The 20,329-nt window shown below is 46.6% G+C and carries 25 protein-coding genes and 3 tRNA genes; 21 read left to right on the top strand and 7 right to left on the bottom strand.

The window, feature by feature from the left end; translation table 11 throughout:
* Positions 1 to 128 precede the first annotated feature (128 nt).
* The 3 genes from HYW89_00320 to HYW89_00310 all read right to left on the bottom strand — a co-directional run bounded on the left by HYW89_00320 (position 129) and on the right by HYW89_00310 (position 2,008).
* Positions 129 to 671 (bottom strand): hypothetical protein, encoded by a 543-nt coding sequence (locus HYW89_00320; GenBank protein QQG45371.1) that lies wholly within the window; start codon positions 669 to 671, stop codon positions 129 to 131.
* The gene (locus HYW89_00315) at positions 668 to 1,120 is read right to left on the bottom strand and encodes a hypothetical protein (protein QQG45370.1); all 453 of its coding nucleotides are present in this window, start codon (positions 1,118 to 1,120) and stop codon (positions 668 to 670) included. The genes HYW89_00320 and HYW89_00315 overlap by 4 nt, the downstream gene beginning before the upstream one ends.
* A gap of 357 nt (positions 1,121 to 1,477) precedes the next feature.
* The gene (locus HYW89_00310) at positions 1,478 to 2,008 is read right to left on the bottom strand and encodes a hypothetical protein (GenBank protein ID QQG45369.1); all 531 of its coding nucleotides are present in this window, start codon (positions 2,006 to 2,008) and stop codon (positions 1,478 to 1,480) included.
* A 232-nt stretch (positions 2,009 to 2,240) separates the two neighbouring features.
* Between HYW89_00310 and rpsB the strand changes: the two genes are divergently transcribed.
* From rpsB to HYW89_00250, 12 genes are all read left to right on the top strand, one after another.
* Positions 2,241 to 3,008, top strand: coding sequence for a 30S ribosomal protein S2 (gene rpsB / locus HYW89_00305; protein ID QQG45368.1), 768 nt, complete (start codon positions 2,241 to 2,243; stop codon positions 3,006 to 3,008).
* Positions 3,009 to 3,461: a translation elongation factor Ts gene (gene tsf, locus HYW89_00300; protein ID QQG45367.1), complete on the top strand. Its 453-nt coding sequence runs from the start codon at positions 3,009 to 3,011 to the stop codon at positions 3,459 to 3,461. It begins immediately after the preceding gene.
* On the top strand, positions 3,458 to 3,886 hold the full coding sequence (locus HYW89_00295) for a hypothetical protein (GenBank protein ID QQG45366.1): 429 nt from the start codon (positions 3,458 to 3,460) through the stop codon (positions 3,884 to 3,886). Before tsf ends, HYW89_00295 begins: the two co-directional genes overlap by 4 nt.
* Before the next feature lie 88 nt (positions 3,887 to 3,974).
* Positions 3,975 to 4,046: transfer RNA gene (locus tag HYW89_00290), tRNA-Thr, on the top strand.
* Between the two features lie 154 nt (positions 4,047 to 4,200).
* Positions 4,201 to 4,285, top strand: a tRNA-Tyr gene (locus HYW89_00285).
* Between the two features lie 399 nt (positions 4,286 to 4,684).
* Positions 4,685 to 5,422, top strand: coding sequence for an orotidine 5'-phosphate decarboxylase (locus HYW89_00280; GenBank protein ID QQG45365.1), 738 nt, complete (start codon positions 4,685 to 4,687; stop codon positions 5,420 to 5,422).
* A gap of 299 nt (positions 5,423 to 5,721) precedes the next feature.
* Entirely contained in the window at positions 5,722 to 6,594 is an 873-nt protein-coding gene (locus HYW89_00275; protein ID QQG45364.1) for a hypothetical protein, read from the top strand.
* A 681-nt stretch (positions 6,595 to 7,275) separates the two neighbouring features.
* Positions 7,276 to 7,968, top strand: coding sequence for a hypothetical protein (locus HYW89_00270; GenBank protein QQG45363.1), 693 nt, complete (start codon positions 7,276 to 7,278; stop codon positions 7,966 to 7,968).
* A 195-nt stretch (positions 7,969 to 8,163) separates the two neighbouring features.
* Complete coding sequence (gene mraZ / locus HYW89_00265) at positions 8,164 to 8,598, top strand: division/cell wall cluster transcriptional repressor MraZ (protein ID QQG45362.1); 435 nt, start codon at positions 8,164 to 8,166, stop codon at positions 8,596 to 8,598.
* Positions 8,599 to 8,608: 10 nt separating this feature from the next.
* Positions 8,609 to 9,490 carry a 16S rRNA (cytosine(1402)-N(4))-methyltransferase RsmH gene (gene rsmH, locus HYW89_00260; protein QQG45361.1) on the top strand — a complete coding sequence of 294 codons (882 nt, stop codon included), beginning with the start codon at positions 8,609 to 8,611 and terminating at the stop codon, positions 9,488 to 9,490.
* 4 nt (positions 9,491 to 9,494) lie between these two features.
* Positions 9,495 to 9,875 (top strand): hypothetical protein, encoded by a 381-nt coding sequence (locus HYW89_00255; protein ID QQG45360.1) that lies wholly within the window; start codon positions 9,495 to 9,497, stop codon positions 9,873 to 9,875.
* Positions 9,876 to 9,879: 4 nt separating this feature from the next.
* Positions 9,880 to 11,604, top strand: coding sequence for a penicillin-binding protein 2 (locus tag HYW89_00250; GenBank protein ID QQG45359.1), 1,725 nt, complete (start codon positions 9,880 to 9,882; stop codon positions 11,602 to 11,604).
* Between the two features lie 9 nt (positions 11,605 to 11,613).
* Here HYW89_00250 and HYW89_00245 read toward each other — a convergent pair whose 3' ends face one another.
* Positions 11,614 to 12,180: a dual specificity protein phosphatase family protein gene (locus HYW89_00245; GenBank protein QQG45358.1), complete on the bottom strand. Its 567-nt coding sequence runs from the start codon at positions 12,178 to 12,180 to the stop codon at positions 11,614 to 11,616.
* A 44-nt stretch (positions 12,181 to 12,224) separates the two neighbouring features.
* Between HYW89_00245 and HYW89_00240 the strand changes: the two genes are divergently transcribed.
* Complete coding sequence (locus HYW89_00240) at positions 12,225 to 13,547, top strand: UDP-N-acetylmuramoyl-tripeptide--D-alanyl-D-alanine ligase (protein ID QQG45357.1); 1,323 nt, start codon at positions 12,225 to 12,227, stop codon at positions 13,545 to 13,547.
* 38 nt (positions 13,548 to 13,585) lie between these two features.
* Positions 13,586 to 14,635, top strand: a complete 1,050-nt coding sequence (locus HYW89_00235; GenBank protein QQG45356.1) for a DUF4931 domain-containing protein — start codon at positions 13,586 to 13,588, stop codon at positions 14,633 to 14,635.
* 26 nt (positions 14,636 to 14,661) lie between these two features.
* Here the strand turns inward: HYW89_00235 and HYW89_00230 are convergent, their stop codons facing one another.
* Positions 14,662 to 14,832, bottom strand: a complete 171-nt coding sequence (locus tag HYW89_00230; protein ID QQG45355.1) for a hypothetical protein — start codon at positions 14,830 to 14,832, stop codon at positions 14,662 to 14,664.
* 581 nt (positions 14,833 to 15,413) lie between these two features.
* Here HYW89_00230 and HYW89_00225 point away from each other — a divergent pair.
* The 3 genes from HYW89_00225 to HYW89_00215 all read left to right on the top strand — a co-directional run bounded on the left by HYW89_00225 (position 15,414) and on the right by HYW89_00215 (position 16,252).
* Positions 15,414 to 15,487: transfer RNA gene (locus HYW89_00225), tRNA-Glu, on the top strand.
* Between the two features lie 128 nt (positions 15,488 to 15,615).
* Positions 15,616 to 15,855 (top strand): GIY-YIG nuclease family protein, encoded by a 240-nt coding sequence (locus HYW89_00220; protein ID QQG45354.1) that lies wholly within the window; start codon positions 15,616 to 15,618, stop codon positions 15,853 to 15,855.
* A gap of 94 nt (positions 15,856 to 15,949) precedes the next feature.
* Positions 15,950 to 16,252 (top strand): hypothetical protein, encoded by a 303-nt coding sequence (locus HYW89_00215; protein QQG45353.1) that lies wholly within the window; start codon positions 15,950 to 15,952, stop codon positions 16,250 to 16,252.
* A 330-nt stretch (positions 16,253 to 16,582) separates the two neighbouring features.
* On the opposite strand, the gene HYW89_00210 is transcribed toward HYW89_00215, so the two are convergent.
* Positions 16,583 to 17,206, bottom strand: a complete 624-nt coding sequence (locus HYW89_00210) for a cupin domain-containing protein (GenBank protein QQG45352.1) — start codon at positions 17,204 to 17,206, stop codon at positions 16,583 to 16,585.
* A gap of 369 nt (positions 17,207 to 17,575) precedes the next feature.
* On the opposite strand from HYW89_00210, the gene HYW89_00205 reads away from it, so the two are divergent.
* The 4 genes from HYW89_00205 (at position 17,576) to HYW89_00190 (ending at position 19,813) form a co-directional block, all read left to right on the top strand.
* On the top strand, positions 17,576 to 17,881 hold the full coding sequence (locus HYW89_00205; GenBank protein ID QQG45351.1) for a hypothetical protein: 306 nt from the start codon (positions 17,576 to 17,578) through the stop codon (positions 17,879 to 17,881).
* 143 nt (positions 17,882 to 18,024) lie between these two features.
* Positions 18,025 to 18,504, top strand: a complete 480-nt coding sequence (locus tag HYW89_00200; protein ID QQG45350.1) for a hypothetical protein — start codon at positions 18,025 to 18,027, stop codon at positions 18,502 to 18,504.
* A gap of 152 nt (positions 18,505 to 18,656) precedes the next feature.
* Positions 18,657 to 19,145 carry a hypothetical protein gene (locus HYW89_00195; GenBank protein QQG45349.1) on the top strand — a complete coding sequence of 163 codons (489 nt, stop codon included), beginning with the start codon at positions 18,657 to 18,659 and terminating at the stop codon, positions 19,143 to 19,145.
* Between the two features lie 56 nt (positions 19,146 to 19,201).
* Positions 19,202 to 19,813 (top strand): DNA-3-methyladenine glycosylase, encoded by a 612-nt coding sequence (locus HYW89_00190; GenBank protein ID QQG45348.1) that lies wholly within the window; start codon positions 19,202 to 19,204, stop codon positions 19,811 to 19,813.
* A 7-nt stretch (positions 19,814 to 19,820) separates the two neighbouring features.
* On the opposite strand, the gene HYW89_00185 is transcribed toward HYW89_00190, so the two are convergent.
* Positions 19,821 to 20,270 (bottom strand): RpiB/LacA/LacB family sugar-phosphate isomerase, encoded by a 450-nt coding sequence (locus HYW89_00185; GenBank protein ID QQG45347.1) that lies wholly within the window; start codon positions 20,268 to 20,270, stop codon positions 19,821 to 19,823.
* Positions 20,271 to 20,329 lie beyond the last annotated feature (59 nt).

Below are 20,329 nucleotides of genomic sequence, written 5' to 3'. Positions count from 1 at the left end.
TTGGCCGCCTTCTCGACGGTATTGATCATAAGATAGACCTCCCTTTTCGGACCTGTTTTGGAACCTGGCGGCCCACTGCCGTTACCCGCTCCGGGTGAATCCGGAACGACCAGTTACTTCCTTCTAGACTAGCGACTGTTTCGCAAGCGCCGATTAAGACGCTCGCGACGCTCTGTTTCGCGCCGGCGCGCTGTTTCTGCCCGTGCCCAGGCGGCGCTCCAGCCGGTTAAGGCTTGCTGGTCGTAGGGGGGAAGGGTTTCGATCCTCACCTCCCCATTGGAATCAACCAGATGATATGGCGTTTTCCCCGCCCGGGCTGCGTAATGTGTAGCACTGCGCAGTTCTTGGCGGAGAGAGTTCAACCTATCCGCCAAAGGTCCCCGGAACACGGCATACTCAAGTTCCACCTTTGTTCCGGTGGGGAGCAGATCAGGGTCGATCTGCCCCGTATGGACCTCTTGATAGAGCATCAGGAGGCCGGCCTGGTAAGCCAGCTTTTTGAGTTGCTCGCATACCAGTTCGGTGTTTAACTCCCGGGGCTCAACCCCGAAAGCCAGGCGGACCCTCCGGCCAAAGGCGCGGCGCTCCTTCAGCCAGAGTAGAGCAAGGAGTGCCTCGGCCATGGCCGTGAGGCCCAAAGTTACGAAAGTAAAAAAAAGGTAATTACTCATTGCGCGCCCCCTTCTTGCTGCCGTTCATCGGCAGCTGGGTTGTCGGCGTTCATCGCCGACTGGAAAGCTATCCACACTGGAGAATCGGTCCAGTGCGGAATACTCTGCCTTTTCTCCTCCGGAAGTGCTTTCCAGAGGAGTTCGTGGGCCTCCGTCCACCACACGTACGCAGCAGAGAAGAGCTCAAATGTCTCAGCCCTGCCATGTTTGCGAGACACGACCGCCAAGTTGGCGGCCCGGTTGGCGTACATCTCAATATGGCGCAGGGTCATCTTGAGATAGTATGCCTTGAGGACCTCGTGTCCCTGTTGGAGTCGGGATGGCGGGAACTGGTACTCTTTCCTGAACCGGTGGTTGAACACCACCGTTTGCAGCGCTGGCCGCATAATATCAGCCAGCATCACCGTCACAAGGAAGAGCACTGGAGCAAGAGACAAAACGAAGAACATGGACTCCTCCTTTTCTCCGGCAGTTCAGCTGCCGGATGCGGCAGTTCAGCCGCCGCAAAAGAGTTTCTACATGCCTTCCCAGTTCATCTGGAAAAGCACCAGGCAACGTTCATCGCCGCCAGGCCTTCGCTTCGGGCTACGGCCTGCAAGCAGGCCTTCGTTTTTGGCTACGGCCTGCAAGCAGGCCTTCATTTTGGGATCCGGCCCGTAAAGAAGGTATGGCGGCGAGGGTTTTCCAAAGAATGTACATTCTAATTATACACTATTTTAAGTATATTGTCAATTTTTGCAAAATTTTAAGACCGCCAGAGGGGGTGAGCCCAATGGCGGTCTCAGGGCAACTTAGCGGTGTTGCCCTTACCGGATTCTCTTCTCCAACCGTTTCTCCCAGTCGGAGAAGTTGTGGCTCAAGTTCTTGTAGGGGGCCGGGAGCCACCTTGAACTGGCCACGTCAATGGCCGCATTGAATCGGCGGCGGGAGGATCGGATGAATCCATGGGCCTCCTGCAATTTTCTGGAGATGTTTCTGGCCTCGGCAGACGTTTGAACATTTCTAGCCTCGGCCTCGAGTCCATTAAGACTTACGTAGTCAGCCGAGAGGTCGGCCGTCCTGTCAAGAATCCCTTTCTCGACAAGGTGCCTGAACAGCTCCTTGCCGTGTCGCCGATCGTTCGGCACGAAGCCGAAGATGGCGTAAAACCTGTGGAAGGCGAGCCGGCGACTGACCACCCTGTACAGAGCGACCACCATAATGGCGGTCCCTATGCAGAGGGAGACGAAACCAAAAGCGCTTTGGCCATCCCTGGAGAACGCTAGGACTCCAACCCAAATGAAAAGCAGGGCCATCGCGAGGAGACCGACGGACAGTTCCGAGAACCACCTACGCATGATGACTTCCTTTCTCCCGCGTTTCGTATCGCGGGGCTCCGCACGGCATGACGACGGTTCTTCCGTCGTTGGGCTTGAGCCAAAGCTCTGGCGTTTCAGCGCCAGCCCAGCCGTTTGGAAGTTAAAGACCTAAGCCCGGGCCAATCCCAGGCTCTTTAATCTAAGTATACATCAAACTTAACTACTTGTCAAGGATTGAATTGTGTGGTACGCTCTGATAAGATTTATGGGTATGAGCGAAATAACCGCTGAAAATAACACTTTTGCCCCGCTACCAGTAGTTGACCCTGAAATTGAAGAGATGATGAAAGCAGGGGTGCATCTGGGACATGCCAAAACCAAAAATCATCCGGCTATGCAGCCGTATATTTTTGGCGTGCGCAATACAATATCGCTCATTGATCTGATCAAAACTAAAGAAAAATTAGCTGCGGCACTAGAGTTTATTAAAGATGTAACGGCCAAAGGGGGATTGGTGCTTCTGGTTGGCACGCGCCCAGCCGCCCGTAAAATAATTCTGGAAGTGGCCGAAAAGACAAAAATGCCTTATTTTGTGGAGCGTTGGATAGGCGGCGCTTTGACCAATTTCAAAGTTATCTCCAAAAGGGTAGAATATATGGAGACGCTGGAAAAGGAGAAAGCGACAGGGGACTTTGAGAAATATACCAAAAAAGAGCGGATGAAAAAGGAGGAAGAGATCGTGCACCTCAAGAGGATTTTTGACGGCTTGCGTATCCTCAAACATCTTCCGGGGGCAGTATTTATTGTGGACATTACTCATGACGATACGGCGGTTCGCGAGGCGCGAAGGATGAAGATTCCGATTGTCGCGCTTGTGGATACAAATTCCAACGCCGATCTTGTTGACTATCATATTCCTTCCAATGATGATGCCTTGCCCGCAGTGCGCTATATGGTGGGGAAAATTGGGCAGGTAATTGAGGAAGGGCAGAAAATGTTAAAAGAAGTCAAAAAAGAAGAGCCGGAAGAAAATAAATAAATGCAAATCAGCACAGGACAAATTAAAGAACTCCGTGAGAAAACTGGTGCAGGATTTTCTGATGTTAAAAAAGCCTTGGAGGAGAGTGGCGGGGATGCAAATGAGGCTCTAAAGTGGTTGGAAAGAAAACTGGGGAGTATTGCGGATAAAAAAGCGGGACGCGAGACGCGCTCCGGACTGGTTGATGCTTATGTCCACTCCAATGGACGTATTGGGGTTTTGGTTGAAGTTTTCTGTGAGACCGATTTTGTGGCGCGAAATCCCCAGTTTCGCGCGTTTGCGCATGATCTGGCCATGCATATTGCGGCCATGAGGCCGGATGATCAAGAAACGCTACTGGCGCAATCCTTTGTGAAAGACCAAGATAAAACCGTGGGAGAAGTACTCAATGAGGCTATTGGGAAATTTGGTGAAAATATAAAAATAGGGAGATTTGTGCATTTTGAACTATGATTTTAGATTTATTACTTTTGGGTTTATTTTTATCCAGCGCATTCTTACTTTGGTACCGTATTTCTGAAAAAATACCGGAACTGGTTGCGATCCCGGATGAAGTTATTACCGCGCGCTTTGAGGAAGATTCGGCTAAACTCCGGCTCTTTATTCTTAATATAAAAACTTGGTATAAAGAGCGGCATTACGAATACACCCTTTGGAAGATTGCGAGCCGTGCACTCTATCGTCTGCACCTTTTTCTTTTACGCGCTGATAATAATACCGTATCCCTTCTCAAAAAAACTCGCGAAAATCTCGGAGCTGCAAATGGCAATATCAACGGCAACGGAAACGGCAATGGCGAGTATTGGAAACAGCTCAAAGAAGAGCCGACAGCTATTGCGGCTAGTAGCCGAGTACAGGAGATACGAATAAAGAAATGATCGCCGCCTTAGCTTAGTGGCAAAGCAGTGGTTTTGCCCCGACGCACTATTTATTAAAATAATGAAGTCGGGGTCCCGACAAAAATTTGCCTGGGTAGCTCAATGGTAGAGCAGCGGTTTTGTAAACCGCAGGTTGGAGGTTCGATCCCTCTCCCAGGCTTGAGCAAATTTACCGTCGGGATAAACAGTAGGTCGCAGGTTCGATTCCTGCAGGCGGCTTGGGTGCGTCGCATAGCGGCAATTGCACTGCGCTGTAAACCCCGTCACTTAAAGTTCACAAATTAAAACCATAAATAGTTGTTTCTGTATATTTTGCGTGGGTGACAGAGTGGTCAATTGTACTTGGCTGTAAACCAAGCGCCCTAACGGGCTACGGGGGTTCGAATCCCTCCCCACGCAAATCATTCCGGGCACGTACGACCATAAATGTATCAGTGCCGAATACCCAGTGAACTTTAAGTGCGGGGTAAACGCAGTGTCCTAACGGACTACGCAGGTTCGAGTCCTGCCGCACCCAATAATTAAAATTAGTTATGCAGGACTCAAACCTGGGAAAGGGGTCGGGAAAACGGGAGTTTTCCCGTGGCGGAAATATTAAAACCGATGGGTTTTAAGGAGCGGTGTTAGCGGAGCGAAGCGACGCGTGCCGCGACAGGTTCTAGCGAAGCCAAGTCAGATTTGGCGAAGCGGAGTCCTGCCGCACCCAATAATTAAAATACATCCCGACCGGTCGGGATGTATTTTAATTAAAAAATAAATTATGCTATTATAGTTTTGGTTCTTTTGCGAGTGAGTGACATGGCGAGCATTGATGAACAGGTCAGAAGTCGTCTAATTTTTGCTCTTGATTTTCCATCACGGATTACCGCGCGTGAATTTATCAGGAAACTAGCTCCTTATTATGGAACTTTTAAAATTGGTTTGGAGGCAATACATATAGGTTTTGCGGCGGAGCTTGCGAGGGTCATTAGAGACTACGGCCGAAAGGTATTTTGGGATGCCAAATTTAATGAACATCACGAGTTGGTTGACCGTCTGATGGAATGGCTTTGTTGGAACAATCGTGTTGACCACGTAACTTTCCATATCTCCGGAGGAGAACAGCTGAGACAAGCAATGTTTAAGTATCAAGATAGAGTAAACGTGCTTGGTCTTACGGTTCTTTCCACTTTTGCCGATTCCGACGCCTTTATGAGTTATGGATCTCCGGTGAACGTAAGTGTTTTAAGATTCGCTACCCTGTTTAAAAGATCCGGCGGAACGGGAGTTGTTTGCGCTCCGGGAGAATTAGAATTACTTGGAGGCGAATCCGAGCTCTTGGGGCTCCAGAAAATTGTAACAGGAATACGTCCGAGCGGATCTGCTGCCGGAGGTCACAATCCAGAGCGAGTTGGAACTCCCGCAGAAGCGATCAAGCGCGGAGCGCACATGCTTGTGCTTGGACGAGCTGTTAGTCAGTCGCCTAAACCAGTTGATGTTTCCAAGGCCGTGTCCGAAGAAGTTCAAAGAGCCATAGAAAATAGGCAGGGTGAATAGGTTAAACACGACAAAAAACCTGAAGCTGTTTGGGATTTCCAAACAGCTGTTTATTTCTCTGGCATTCATCCCCGCAAGACGCGGGGTTGAATGCCAGCCCGGAGCGAAGCGGAGGAGAAACCCCGCTTGAGGCCGATCACCAGGGCGATTTTCTGAAGACGAACGAAGTTCGTCTGAAGAAAACCCCGCCCTTTAGGGCGGGGAAGCGGTTATTTTTAAGGACTTTCTTATTTCTTCATCCTATGTTATAGTTTCCGGTGGAGTCAAAACAGTAGACCAAAAACATAAGGGAGCAAACTATGCGAGTGTTACTTATAGGAGTTGGACAGCTTGGTCTGGGTCTTATTGTCCCTGTTTTTACGGAAGCGGGCTACAAAGTGGTTGGTACTGATGCCAACCCGCAGCGTCTCCAAGAACTTGAGGGCGGTTATTTTTTGGAAACGCCAAGCAGGATCTCTAAGCTGGATGTTACGACAACGAAGATGGATGAGGCGGGCAATGACTTTGATTTAGTTGTTACATCGGTTGGCAGACAACATATTGCCGAAGTGGCAAAGTGGTATAGAGAGAAGGGTATCTTGGCGCCAGTTCTTTTGGCGGAGAATTTGCCTGATCCGATAAGTCTTTTCCCCCGTCAAATTTCTATTGTGGTTGACCGAATATGCCCGAGAGTTGTAAGTAAATACGGCCTGCTGACGGCAGTTGCGGAGGATTATTTCAAAATTGTGACTTTAGACGACCCGCTTACTCATCAGCTCGGAAAAATTGAGGGCGTGGAGCTTGAATTAACAGAAGCGGGGGTGGAGCTTAAACGAAAGCAAAAGATGTTTACGGTAAATACCTCGCATGTCATCACTGCTCTTTATGGACAACAACTCGGTTGTTTGTTAGTGGAAGAAGCGGTCGCAAAATCAGAGGTGGCGTCAAAGATCTGCTCTATAGTGACAGAAATAAGTCCGTGGCTAGGTTTAAACCAGCGTCAGGCCGATACGAGGGCAGGGGAACTTATCAGGCGATTCTCAAGCCCAATTAAAGATTCTCTTTCAAGGATTCTTGGACCCGCAAACAAGAAGTCCGCTCTTCACTACGTGGAGGTTCCTCTCCAAGGACTTCGCGCTATGGGCAGAGAAGCTCCTGTGCTTGAAGAGGCGTATAGACTTCTGGCCGTGTGAAGCTATAATTTTTTTGGCCCGTGATTTTTGAAAGCCGTTCGGTAAAGCTCCACGGGCTTACGCCCGTGGCATCTCGCTTTTTCGCATCAGCGAAAACTAAGCGAGATGCAGCGAAATCCGCCAAAGCATCCTCCTTCGTTCTTCGAGCTTCGGAAGGACTCCGCCCTCGCATTCATCCACGGCCTTACAGCCGTGGCTTTCTGCGACGGCGGGTAAAACCGAACGGCCACTTTAATACGTTTGACAGTACAGGCTGCCCTTTGTACCCTTATAAATAGATCAGTAGTAACAACGGAGGAAAGATGATCATGGAGTTTGAAGTTTACTGGAAGAAGGCTCTCTGGGATAAGTTATCAGATGAAGAGATAAGAAAACTGTTGGAGAGTCTGCCTCCTAAACTACAGGCACAGATATTTGAGTCGTTTAATTTCTCTTCGCTCAAGTTGCGGGAAATTGGTTGGAAGCAAATTTGTTTAGGTTGCGGGGAACCATATGGCGTTTGTGACTGTCCGGCTGGGTCAGGGTGGGTACCCCAGGAAGGGCCACTCAAAATTAAGGCGGTGTAACTACAACACCCCTTTTTGTTTTTAGATAATATCAAGAGGTCTTTAGTTGCATTATGGGCTGGAATTGTCTACTATGATTTTAGCTTTTTGATATTGTTTCGGGGCGGGTGGTTTTATGCGGTATAGACTTGAAGAAAAATGCAGAGCAGCAGAAGAGTACTGTGCTCATATTTTGAAACAAAGCGGCGCCATTCTAAATACTGAAGAGACCGGAGAACATTACCAATTGTTTCCTTCCGGCCTTCATACGGGTATGTATATTCAGTTAGCTCGTATTTTTGAAAAAGGTCCGGCGAGAGAACAAATGGCCAAACTCCTTCTTTATAAACTCAAGCAAGCTGATATTGATCTTCAGGAGATAAATGTTCTGCTCGGCCCAGCCCTAGGAGCGATACCTCTTATTTGTGCGCTTCAAACCCTTGCCGAATTAGAGCATACAAGAGCTGTTTATGTTGAGCGCGACCGGCAGTTTGTTTTGGCGCTGAGTAGGGGATTTTCACTTAATCCTCAAGAAAGAATTTTAATTGTTGACGATATGGCCGTTTCTTTTAGCACTATACGCGAAACCATAGCTGCAGCGCACCGCGCCTGTGCATCGCAGGGATACGAAGCCAATATTATCGGATTCGCAATTCTTATAGACCGTCCGCTTATTGATAGAGAGCATTCAGAACTTTTGTGGCCAACCTTGAAGTATGCTTGCGGGCTTTGCATTCCTCTTGAAGCATACAACGCAGCTCCCCCGCTCTTAAAAAAACAGTGTCCATACTGCCAAAGAGATATTAAGCTGATTCAGCCAAAAATCTAACTTTTTATTATACAGGATTTGCTATGTGAATTACCTGTGGAGATTTTTATACCAAGTGGCTTATTTAGGCCACTTTTTTCTTTAATAAAAGTGGTTGGTTTTTCTTGTACAATGTATCAAAGTGGTTTATTATGTAATTAAGGTGGTGAAAAGTGGACAAATCTGTGGATAACTTAAAGGAATTGTGGATTATTCATGCTAATAGGTGAGTACACACATAATATTGATGCCAAGAAACGTCTTGCTATTCCAGCCAGATTACGTAAAGAGCTTGGAGAACAGGCGGTTTTAACCCGCGGCCTTGATAGTTGTTTATTTCTTTACCCATTGCAGGAGTGGCAAAAGCTCACTGAAAAATTAGCACAACTTCCAGTGGGACAAGGAAATACAAGGGGGTTTTTGCGGCTGATGCTGGCCGGTGCAGTAGAGGTGGAATTTGATCAGTTAGGACGGATTTTAGTTCCAGACTATTTAAAAAATTACGCCGGACTCAAGAATAGAGTGACTATTGTCGGCGTTTATACCCGTCTTGAAATTTGGGACGAAGAGCGCTGGAACAGTTATAAAGCTGGGGTTGAAAAAAACACGGACATGATTGCGGAAAAACTTGGAGAGCTTGGACTATACTAGTATCGCAGTCATGCATAAACCAGTATTACTCCAAGAAATTCTTGAAATCTTTAATCCCCAACCCGGAGAGACCTATATAGATGCAACGGTTAATGGTGGCGGGCACACGAGGGTTTTGTTGGAAAAGGTGGGTCCGCGAGGAGGAGTTATCGGCATTGACTGGGATTGCGAGCTTGTACAAGATCTTAAAAAAAAATTTCCCAAATATAATAATCTAAAATTAGTCTGCGACAGTTATGTCAACCTTAAACACATTACTCGCACAAATAAATTGGATGCTGCTTCTGGAATCCTTTTTGATCTCGGTTTTAGTTCGTATCATATTGAAGAATCTGGCCGGGGGTTCTCGTTTCTAAGAAACGAACCCCTAGATATGAGATACAATCCAAAAACCAATGAACTTACCGCAGAAAAAATTATCAACACTTGGCCGCGTTCGGCAGTTGAAACTATCCTTCGGGAGTACGGGGAGGAACGGTATGCAGGACGTTTGGCGTCCAGAATCATCCAAGAACGCCGTCTGCAAAAGATCACCAACACAGCTCAACTTGTCAAAATTATTTCAGACAGCATCCCCAGAAGTCGGCAGCGAAACAGCATTCACCCCGCCACCAGAACTTTTCAGGCCCTGCGTATTGCCGTAAATAATGAGTTAGAAAATTTAAAATTAGGCCTGTCCGGTGCCATACCGTTGCTGCAGCGCTCTGGGAAAGTAATAGTGATATCTTTCCATTCGCTTGAGGATAGAATTGTGAAGAATTTTTTTAGAGAAGAGGCCAAAAGGGGAGTACTTAAGGTGCTTAACCCCAAACCAATTAGAGCCAAGAGCGGCGAAATAAAATTGAATCCGCGGTCGCGCTCAGCTAAACTGCGCGCCGCACAAAGAATTTAAATCCATGACGGCATTAGTGCTCACAGTTAAAAACATCGTCTTACCTGGGTTTCCGGGTTACTTTGAATTTTTGGACAGGCCTTTTGTCGCAAATAAGCACTGGATGGTTACTACGTTTTTAGCTGGCATCCTGGCTCTTGCTATTGTTGTATATATGGTCGCGCTTTACGTTACTTTTGGGCTTGGCTTTCAGATTCAGTCTGCCGGAACTCTGCTAAAAGAAACGCAAGATACGGTATTGCAGCTGGAAGTAACCGTCAGAGGGAAAGAAGCTGACCTTGCCAAGGGTAATCAAAAATTTTTAGAATCAATGGAGAAGATAGCAAAAATTCGTTACCTCCAGCCTAAAAGCGTAGTCATTTCCTCCGTCTCCGTACAACCTTAGTTTAATGAAAAAACCTTTTGAGATTTCGGTGCAGAGCAGGATTACTATTGTCCTTCTCTTTTTTTTCGCGGTTTTGGCCGTGCTTATTGGGCGTCTTTTTATTCTTCAGGTGGTGCAAAATCGGGAGTACACCAAACTTGCCGCTCGGCAGCACCGTCTTATTAAAGAGATTTTGCCGGAGCGGGGTATAATTTATGTTCAAGAAAAAAATGCCAATCTGATACCGTTGGCCATGAACAAAGTTCAAAAAAACATAACCGTTTCGCCACAAAATATAAAAGATGAAAGATTTGTGGCCTCGCTTTTGGCTAAAGAATTTGGTGTGAAAGAAAAGGACTTGCTTCTCAAACTTGCTGATAAGTCCGACCTCTACGAAGTGCTTATTAAAAATGCTGATTCTGAAAAAGCAAAACAAGTTGAGGAGCGTCGTTTGGACGGACTTTTTTTGGAGGAAGAAAAGAGAAGAGTTTACCCGCACGGAAGTATTGCTTCGCACTTGCTCGGATTTGTCAGCAAGGAAGCAGAGGAAGAAGAGGGCAGGTACGGTCTGGAAAGGTACTATGAGGCAGCGCTTTCCGGCAACAAGGGTTTTTTTGAGGGAGCAAAAGACAACGCTGGGTTTTGGGTGGCATTGGGCAGGCGTATAGTGCGTCCGCCAAAAAACGGTTCCAACCTGGTGCTTACTATTGATTACAACATACAGTCAAAGACAGAAGTCGTGCTTGAGGGTGTTATGCATAAATGGCAAGCTGTGTCAGGGACAATTTTAGTTACGGAACCAAAGACCGGCAGAATTCTGGCTATGGCTTCCCGTCCCGTGTTTGATCCAAATAATTTTTCCAAAGAAAGAAATCTATCAGTTTTTTTAAATCCTTTAGTGGAATCAATGTATGAGTTGGGGTCGGTGTTGAAGCCGGTCACCATGGCAGGCGGCCTGGAGGAAAAGTTAGTAACACCGGACTCCACATATGAGGATCCGGGCTCAGTAAAGTTTGGAAGCTACACCGTTAGAAATTTTGACGGTAAGTCATATAAAACACAAACCATGACACAGGTTTTGGAAAAATCTCTGAACACAGGAGCCGTTTATGTCGCGCGGCTTTTGGGGAAAGAAAGACAGCTTGAATACCTTAAGCGTTTTGGTTTTGGTGAGAAAACTGCTGTTGACTTGCCGGGAGAAATAACCGGGGATCTTTCTAACCTTTCGGGCGGCAAAGATATTGACTTTGCTACGGCCTCTTTTGGGCAGGGGATTGCCGTAACTCCCATGCAACTTGCCATGGCCATTGGCGTCATTGCCAATGGCGGCAATCTTATGAAGCCCCATGTTGTAGAAAGAGTTATTGACGACTCCGGCAATGAAAGTAAGAAAAACCCAGAAATTAAAAGAAATGTTCTTTCCAAAGAAACAGCGGAGAAACTCACCCAGATGTTGGTATCTGCGGTGAAAAGTGGATTTGAAAACAGAGCCGGTGTCAAGGGTTATTTTGTCGCTGGTAAGACCGGTACTGCTCAAGTTCCGCGTCGTGATGCCCGCGGTTATTCAGATAAAGTTATACATACCTTTGTCGGCTATGCCCCGGCCTTTAATCCCAGATTTTTAGTGCTGCTGCAGCTTAACGAGCCCAAAGGTAATCGTTTTGCGGCCAACACCTTAACTCCGGCCTTTCACGACGTAGCTGAATTCATATTAAATTATTACGAGATACCGCCTGACGAAGTTAACTAAAAAGCCCACCTAGGGCTTGATGAAATAAGATATAATTTTTTGTTTGGTCTTTTTAAGAATATAGCCAGCCAAGTTTTTTAACCACCTTCTAAAGACTAGAAAGCCGTTGGCCAGGGAAAATTTTCCATCGGTGTGTTTGATAAAACAATACATGGTGTGGGGTTTGGCCGCGGCAATGGGATGGCGGCTGGTGACCAGCCGATACGCCCTCCGAAAATCCATACCTCCCCACACCAAGTAGGCAGTAACTAAAGATACAGAACGCGACTTGCCGGCCCAGCAATTGATAAGACAGTTTTGTTGGCTTGACTCCAAGTTTTTAATTCGAGGTATAATTTCTGAAAGAAGCCTTTTTTGGTCATCTCTAAAAAAACCATCCGGTATGTGGAAATCGGTTTTTACTATTCCGAGATCAGAGCACAACTTCTCTGGTACCTCGACGTCCAAAGTGACAGAAATAATGCCTTTAATAGCATAGGCTCGCAGTAGTGCCGCATTGGTGGCCGCCGCAAAGTTTCCAAGATAGAGATGCGGTAAAACCTGCGATATTACGGGCGTTTGTTCTGCGTCTTCCATAATGATATCCTTAATTATAGAACCGTGAGAACTAAAAGTAGTATATGTCGCGGAAATCTATTTTGCAAAGCATCTTAAAGATATTGGCACGTCGGACCCTGTGGCGCTATAGGCCATTTATCGCTGGAATTACCGGGTCGGTTGGAAAAACCTCCACCAAAGAGGCTATTTTTGCGGTGCTGAAAAGCAAATTTGTAGTCCGCACATCAGAAAAAAACTATAACAATGAATTTGGTCTGCCTCTAACTATTTTGGGAATAAGGCATGGGGGTCGTAATCCGTTTAAATGGCTGCTTATGCTTTTTGGTGCGCTAAATACTGCATTCTTCCGTAGAAAAAGCTATCCTGAAGTCCTACTGCTTGAATACGGTGTTGATCGCCCCGGTGACATGGATTATCTTTTATCTATAGCTAAGCCTGACCTAGCGGTAGTAACTGCCATCGGTGAAATTCCGGTGCATGTGGAATTTTTTAAAGATCCGGAAGAGGTGGTCAAAGAAAAAGCTAAACTTGTTTCAGCTCTCCCGCCGGACGGCTATGCGGTTTTAAATCATGATGACGTGGCTGTCTACGATATGAAAAGACAAACGGTGGCCGAGTCTCTCACCTACGGCTTTGAAGAACATGCAGATCTGCGCATTATTAATTATGAACCGCATCTTACCAAAGACGAGGAATGGGGAGATATGCCGTTGGGTATCAGTTTAAAGCTTGAGTACAATGGTAGTGTGGTACCGGTGCGTTTGAGGGATGTTTTTGGAGAAGCGCAGGCTTATGCCGTGTCTGCCGCCTGTGCTGCGGGTCTGGTAATGAATATAAATTTAGTGGAGGCTTCGGAAGCGCTTCGCGACTATACTTCTACGCCGGGCAGACTACGGCTCCTAAGGGGTGTCAAACACACTCTTGTACTTGACGATACTTATAACGCCGCTCCGGAGTCCATGCGAGCCGCGTTGGATACCCTAAAATCACTACCGGCACATCGGAAAGTTGCGGTTTTGGGAGATATGCTAGAAATCGGCCGGTACGCCGAGCAGGCGCATCGCGCTATAGGAGATCAGGCCGCAGAATTTGTTGACTTATTGTTGTGTGTAGGCCCTCGGGCAAAATTTATTGCGGAGGAGGCGCTGACCAGAGGCGTAGAACCACACGCCCGTCGTTTAATGCCCGGTCAGGTGTTAAAATTTGATGATTCAATCTCTGCCGGCAAGGCACTTGATCCGTTAATAAGAGAAGGGGATTTAATACTAGTTAAGGGAAGTCAAGCTATGCGTATGGAGCGTGTTGTAAGGGAGGTGATGGCCCATCCGGAAAAGGCAGAGGAACTTCTTGTCCGACAAGATGAATACTGGAAAGATCGGCCCTAGGGTGGTATAGTGAGAAGAGCTCCCGGAGGAAACAAAAAATGCCAGAAGGAAGATTTTCAGAATTTCGTCGTGAAAAATCCACGAATCGCTGGTGTATTGTTGCGCCAATACGGCATTTACGGCCGGGGGAGGTTACGGATGGTTCTACCGAGAGAAAAGAACCCGAAATCCTTGAGGAACGTATCAAGAAATGTCCCTTTTGTCCCGGGAACGAAGATAAAACCCCCAAGCCAACCATTCTTGAATATAAAAAAGAAGGGCATTGGTCTCTGCGCATAGTTCCCAATAAATTTCCAGCCGTATCCATTGAGGCCATTCCCGGAGGAATACCCCTGCAGCAGCAGAAGTTTGGCGTCTTTCGTATACTGCCCGGTTTTGGGGCGCATGAGGTTATTATTGACACGCCGCGACACGATGAATTTTTTGCTGATTTTTCTTTGGAGCGCACCAATGATTTGTTTTGGGCCTTTAGGGAACGTATTCTTGATTTGCGACGAGACAAGCGTTTCCAGTACATCTTAATTTTCAGAAATGAAGGCTGGGCTGCCGGAGCCTCGCTTGAACACTCCCATTGTCAGTTGATCGGATTACCCATTGTACCGCCGCTGATTGAGAAGGAATTTAAGGACGCCGAAAGTTATTATAACGACGAGAATTCTTGTGTATATTGTGATACCCTGCGTCAGGAAATGGAGTACCGGGATCGCATATTTTTCGCCAACGACTATGCGGTTGCTCTAACTCCTCTTGCTTCCCGCTCACCCTTTGAAATCTGGGTTCTTCCCAAAGAACACATTCCGCGCTACGAAGAAAGTGCGCCACGTTACATTCGGGGTCTTGTGGAAGTAGTGAATCAAGTGGCTAAACGTCTCGCTAAGATTACTACTCCGCCGCCAGCGTATAACTTCTACCTGCATAACGGTCTTTTACGTAACGGTGAGGTAGAGTTTCCACAATTTCACCATCACTTTGAATTTGTCCCGCGTATTACTCGTCTCGGTGGCTTTGAATGGGGAACGGGACTTTATATCAATAATATCGTTCCCGAAGAAGCGGCTGCCTTTTTGCGAGGAGTAACAGTTGGGTAGTTGGAACTCCGGTTAAGCCCGGAGTTTTATCCTTCGTCCGCCAGCCGCCAGTGGCCCAGCATCGCTCGCCTCTGGCGGCTGGGGCGTGGATAAAAAAAGGGCAGGGTGTGTTCAATACCCACCCTGCCCGGATTTTTGCTACTTCTTTTGAAAGTGAAAGTAACGGCAGTTTCGGGAGTGGAGATCAGGTTGACCATCAAAGCTTAACCAGCTTGAATCATTCCACATGCCGTCAGTATAGGGTACTACACCACTATCTGCCAACGATATGCTCTGAGTCGATTTATCTGGATATTGGACAGTGATCCACCATGTGGGCTTTCCCCCAAGAAACTTGACGTACGGAAAAGATAGCACCATGCAGCATATTTCGTACCTACTCGTATAATGCTCGTGAATTGTCGTCCCCGGCCTCAACTGGCACAAGCACAGTACTTGGTTTGGCCTCAAAGCTGGCCGGTTGAGGTAAGGGTCAACTCGTCCTTCCTTGAAGGCCTGTAGCGCCTCCAGGAGGTCTGCGATCTGGGAACTGTCGCGGTGACCTTCTTGGACAAGGTGGATCGCACTTGCCGAAAGCGCGATCAACCTGGCCAATGCGCCGCCAGTTCTCGTGGCGTTACCCATGACTAACCTCCTTTGCCCGGTACTCGCGGGCAGTTACGGGACTGGGGCATCCAGCCCGCACTAATTGTATTATAACATACCATATAGTAAATATCAATAGACTTGAAAACGCGGAGAGTTATGTTTAAAATTATAAAACTAAATCTATCTTTGTGGCCCCATCGTCTAGTGGTCTAGGATATCTGGTTCTCATCCAGAAGATCATGGGTTCGAATCCCATTGGGGCCGTCCTTCGCTCTTCGCTCTGCTCAGAGCTTCGGCCGGCACAGCCGCCTTTAATGTACTTGAAAGACTACTGCTCCTAAGCAGAGCGAAGGACCCGCCGTAGCCTTGTGCGGAGGCGGGCATGTTTTTTTATGTATTACATCTACATAACAAAAAGTTTAAAAGATGGAAGTTTGTATAAAGGATTTACAGAAGATTTGAAGGAACGATTGAAAGTCCATAATCAAGGAGGTGACGACTACACCTCGCGTAAACGTCCGTGGAAATTAGTGTGGTACTGCACGTTCAACGACAAAAAGAAGGCGCTTGCTTTCGAGAAATACCTCAAATCTGGCTCTGGCAGAGCATTCCTGAAAAGACACCTTCTGTGATAAAATAACCGCAATCTACGCGGTTATTTTGTTGGAGAGAAGTGGGAAATCGAACCTAAATAGGATGCTCTTGCAATATAATCCGCGATGATATATGCTGTCCGCAGTAACTGGAATGATGGAGGACATCATGTTAAGAGATATTACGTTCTTTGAGGGTGCGCTAATTCTGATCGCGTTTGCATTCCTATATCGGTGTGTCGCCAAAGTAGTGATTCGTTGCTGGAGATCTTGGCTCAACCGCTATCTAGACCGCCACCCTGATGCGGAGGCTGAACTTTACCATTGGTACGGTAAGGTGCGCGTTGATAAACCATGGGATAACGTACGAGTTGACGAAAACAACAGGGCTCTAGAATCATCTGGTGAATGGTTAGATAGAATTGGGGTGCGTTGATCCATAATCTATAGCTGTGGGGCTTCATAAGAAGTCCCTATTTTTATCTTTTCGGATGTATGAAAAAGTAGATCGCTAGAAAACGAAATGCATAGAAAATCAAAGCAAGCGATTCCTCCCGCGCACCAATCTTTTTTATGAGAAAACCTTGCTGAAATCTGGAAAGGGTTGCCAGTTTCTGATACCCTCAAAGTAGGTTCTAACGTCGTTCAAAATCTCCCGGTAGCTTGAGCGCCCGTTCGAAAGACCGGGCGCTCTCAGATTGTTGCGCGACCGTGATTCCTCAAAAGAAAAAGCCTCGCTACAATACGCAGTGAGGCTTCATGTGTTTTACTTGTAATGCACATCTTCCATCTTGAAACATGGTGTGCAGATGCAGACGACAATCATGTGTTGGTCATTTCTGTTTCGTAGAGCGTGTTTCTCATCCGGATCAATGCGAATCCAATCTCCACGCCGGATAGGGTAAGAAACGCCATCAACCTCAATAAAGCCGCCACCCTCAACTACACATATCCACTCCGTTATATCCTTGTTATAGTGGGCCGGTTTGTGCCGTGTTGGGTCAGCCATAACCCAACCAAATGCGATGCTCGCCACACCAGTTAATTCGTAAGCAATAATCCTTGCCCCGTCAAAACAGTCATCCACCGGTGGTTGCACAAATGGTTGAGGGGTTGCTTTCGGATCGCCCCAACTCTCATCCAGGTAAACATCTGCCGAATCGAAAGGTGGCGCGGCTAAAACTAAATGCTCAAGACTAGTTGCGCTAGTATTGATGAGCTTGTGACGGGTATGTCGTGGTATCCACAAAACGTCTCCTGCCTGGACAGCAAATACAGTGTCTCCACGAATCAGATGACCACTGCCATGGGTTATGATGTATGCTTCATCCACTCGATGGTGTTCGTGAAGTAATGACCATGCTTTGGGATTCATCAGTACATGCGCCATTGACCACCGTTGTGACTGTTCAATCTCTCTAAGAAGCTGATCGCAAACGTTAAACGCGAGCGGTAACTCATAAATGTTCACTTTCTGCATTTTTTAAAGATCTCCCTTCACGCCGAATGTCTTATCTGGTCTGATTTTACCAGTTTTGGCATCGTTATCAAGTAACTTACCCGACCACCCCCATCAAATCGCCCTCTGGAAAAGAGCGCGAAAAAGCCTTATGATACCTCATATCAGGTAGTTCTAGACCGACTCACACCGATAGTAAAAGGTGGGAGGGCAAGGCCTGGTAACTCGGGTTCAAATCCCGACGGGAGCGCCACTCAGTGATAAGTTTTAAGGCAAGATATAGATACTATAAATACAACTATGAAAATAGTCCTCACATCAGATATGTTATACGTTGATAGTAGAGCTGTTATTGATGCCAAGAAAAAGATTTCGGAAAGAAATCCCAAGGGTTGGATTGATCCGCAAGCATTTAACGAACTTGGCGACGTTTGGGAGGCGCTCAAAAAAGCTTATATAAATAACAAAAATGTTGAAGAGACACTTAAAGAATTTGTAATCAAAAAGTTTGGAGTTGAACGAGAAGTGGTGGAAACGGTTGAGATAGAGGGAGGTATTCCCGAACATTGGAAAGAAATGAAGGAGGGTAAAATTAAGTTTCGATAATATAATTGCTCTACGACCGAGGTGCTTCTGACGGAAACAAAAAAGCATATTCAAAAATACTCGCGTGGCTTGATTTTTTCGAGTAACTTTTGTATACTATGGATAGTTATCGGTCAAGAGAGACCCCGAAAAGGAGGAGGACGATGCTACGGGTAAGTCAAGAGTTGATGACGCTGCGCGAGAGAATTATCGCCAACCACCAGATGGTTGAAGAGTTGTCCAAACAAGAACGGGATTTCCGTAAGGAACTTCAGGAAAAATGTCCCCACCAGCTTATTATCCATAATCCAGGACATTTCGGTTATTATGACCCCGTAGTGGATTATGATGACACCAGACCAGAAGTAAGGATTTGTGTGGTTTGCGGTAAGACGGAGGCTGGAAAGAGAATTATTGTTTCTGGCAAAGAGTATTGGGATTTCAAATTACTTATTGCCCAGCCGCTTTCCAACGCGAATCATCCAATACGAACTGTTGAGGAAGAAGAATTGATTCATGACTTCTTGCGTTTCAACTCGGATGAAAGAATAAGAGTTATCCAAGAATCGTTTGCTCGGCTAGGTGTGTGGAAACCCCTCAGCGAAATTGAGGAGAAGCTCCGAGGAGCGGGATACAGCATCTGACGGGTAGCGCAGCGATTAAGAATAAGGTTGAGGTGGCACCACCACAACCTATTTTTTCTGTATAAGTTCAGATACTTTGGGCCCTTGACACAAAAAAGCTGATGGACAATAATGGGCGGGGATGAGAATTGCTACATTGAGGAGGCTCTATAATGTTTAGACCAATTCTTTTGAGCTTCACAATCACAATCCTGCTGTTGGTAGCAAATTCTCCTGTATTGGCACTTACAACAAATCAGTGTGTTCCTTTGCCGGTTGGCATGGTGCCGGATGAATCAAGTCAGGGTTGGACAGAACGTACAGATACCGGACCTTATGCTAAAATTGAAGTGAAAACAAAAAATGGAGAGCTCGTTATCATTGGTACCAGAAGGTTCTACACCCATAACAACGGAATGACGCTTGGGGTGTATTCGTACTTCGGGAAAATAGGGTTTAAGGCGTGGTCGTGTGACGAAGATAGGGACTCGGTAACCGCATATACTCCGGATCACATGATTGCCATACTTCAACCCGATGGCAGTTGGTTTGTAAAACACGCACAAAGCCCTGATAAGCTGGAGGTAATATTTGGTGCTGATGGCTATCCGAAAGGCGTCCGAATTGCACTTCATGAAGTTGAAGTAATAATCAAAAAGTAGTTTACGTGAGACTGGAAACCCCGGTCTCTTTTTCAAAATGATTATGTAGACGTTGAATGAAAAAAGTTCTTTTGCCAACATTTTTTAACCGTCCTACGCTTAAAGTTGCCCAAGAATTATTGGGTAAATTTTTGGTGCGGAAAATAGGTAAAAAAACTGTCGCGGGTATGATTACAGAAGTTGAAGCGTATGTGGGACCGAAAGACAAGGCCTCGCATGCTTCCCGCGGAAAGACTGAGAGAACTAAAGTAATGTTTGACAAGCCGGGATGCTGGTACGTTTATCTTATTTACGGAATACACCACTGTCTTAATATCGTGACCGAAAGAAAGGGGTACCCCGCCGCCTTATTGGTGCGTTCGGTAGTCATTCCATCACAACACACCAACAAACTTGAGAATGTTGGGGTATTACATATCATTGGACCGGGAAAGGTATGCCGCTGTTTCAAAATTAATAAACGTTTCAACGGAAAACCCGCAATAAAAACGAGCGGCCTTTGGATTGAGGATCGCGGCACTAACATAAATCCCCGCCAAATCAGGCGAGGAAAAAGAATAGGGGTGGAGTATGCAGGTCTCTGGAAGAATAAATTGTGGCGGTTTTATCTTTCGTCCGACAGAAAACGCGGCAGCTTGAGAAGTCAGACTTCCCTTGCTGCCGAGTAGTTCAACTTTAATTGCGCGTCTCAAGTTCGGTGATCTCTGCCAGTCTTCTTTGATATCTTTCTTCGGCCAAAAACTCAAAATGTAGAAAAGTTTCCACTATGCTTAAGGCCAGAGCCCGGCCCAGAGATCGTCCACCTAGGCAAAGAACATTGACGTCAACTCGTTCCCGAGCTTCCCGTGCGCTCCAAATGGATTCGCAGTGCGCTGCCCTAATGCCGTCAATTTTATTGGCCACAATGCACATACCCAGTCCACTTGCGCAGATTAGGATACCATAAGCTTTTTGGCGCACTACTTCCTGGCAAACTGTTTCAGCAATTAAGGGAAAGTCAGCGGGTTCTAACGATTTAACACCCAGATCTTGTAGCGTGTACCCTAATGATTGAAGACGGGCCAGAACTGCTTCTTTGAGCTCAAAACCGGCGTGGTCAGAGCCTACTATGATTTTCTTTTCCATCTGTGAGTCCTTCCGGCAGACCAATATCTACTTTAATATAACTTGGCCTGTTGTCAATT

The organism is Candidatus Sungiibacteriota bacterium (genome assembly GCA_016432465.1).
Classification (GTDB): domain Bacteria; phylum Patescibacteriota; class Minisyncoccia; order Sungbacterales; family HO2-52-23.
Note: the sequence above shows the minus strand (reverse complement) of the source record. Positions and strands in the feature narration are given on the sequence as shown.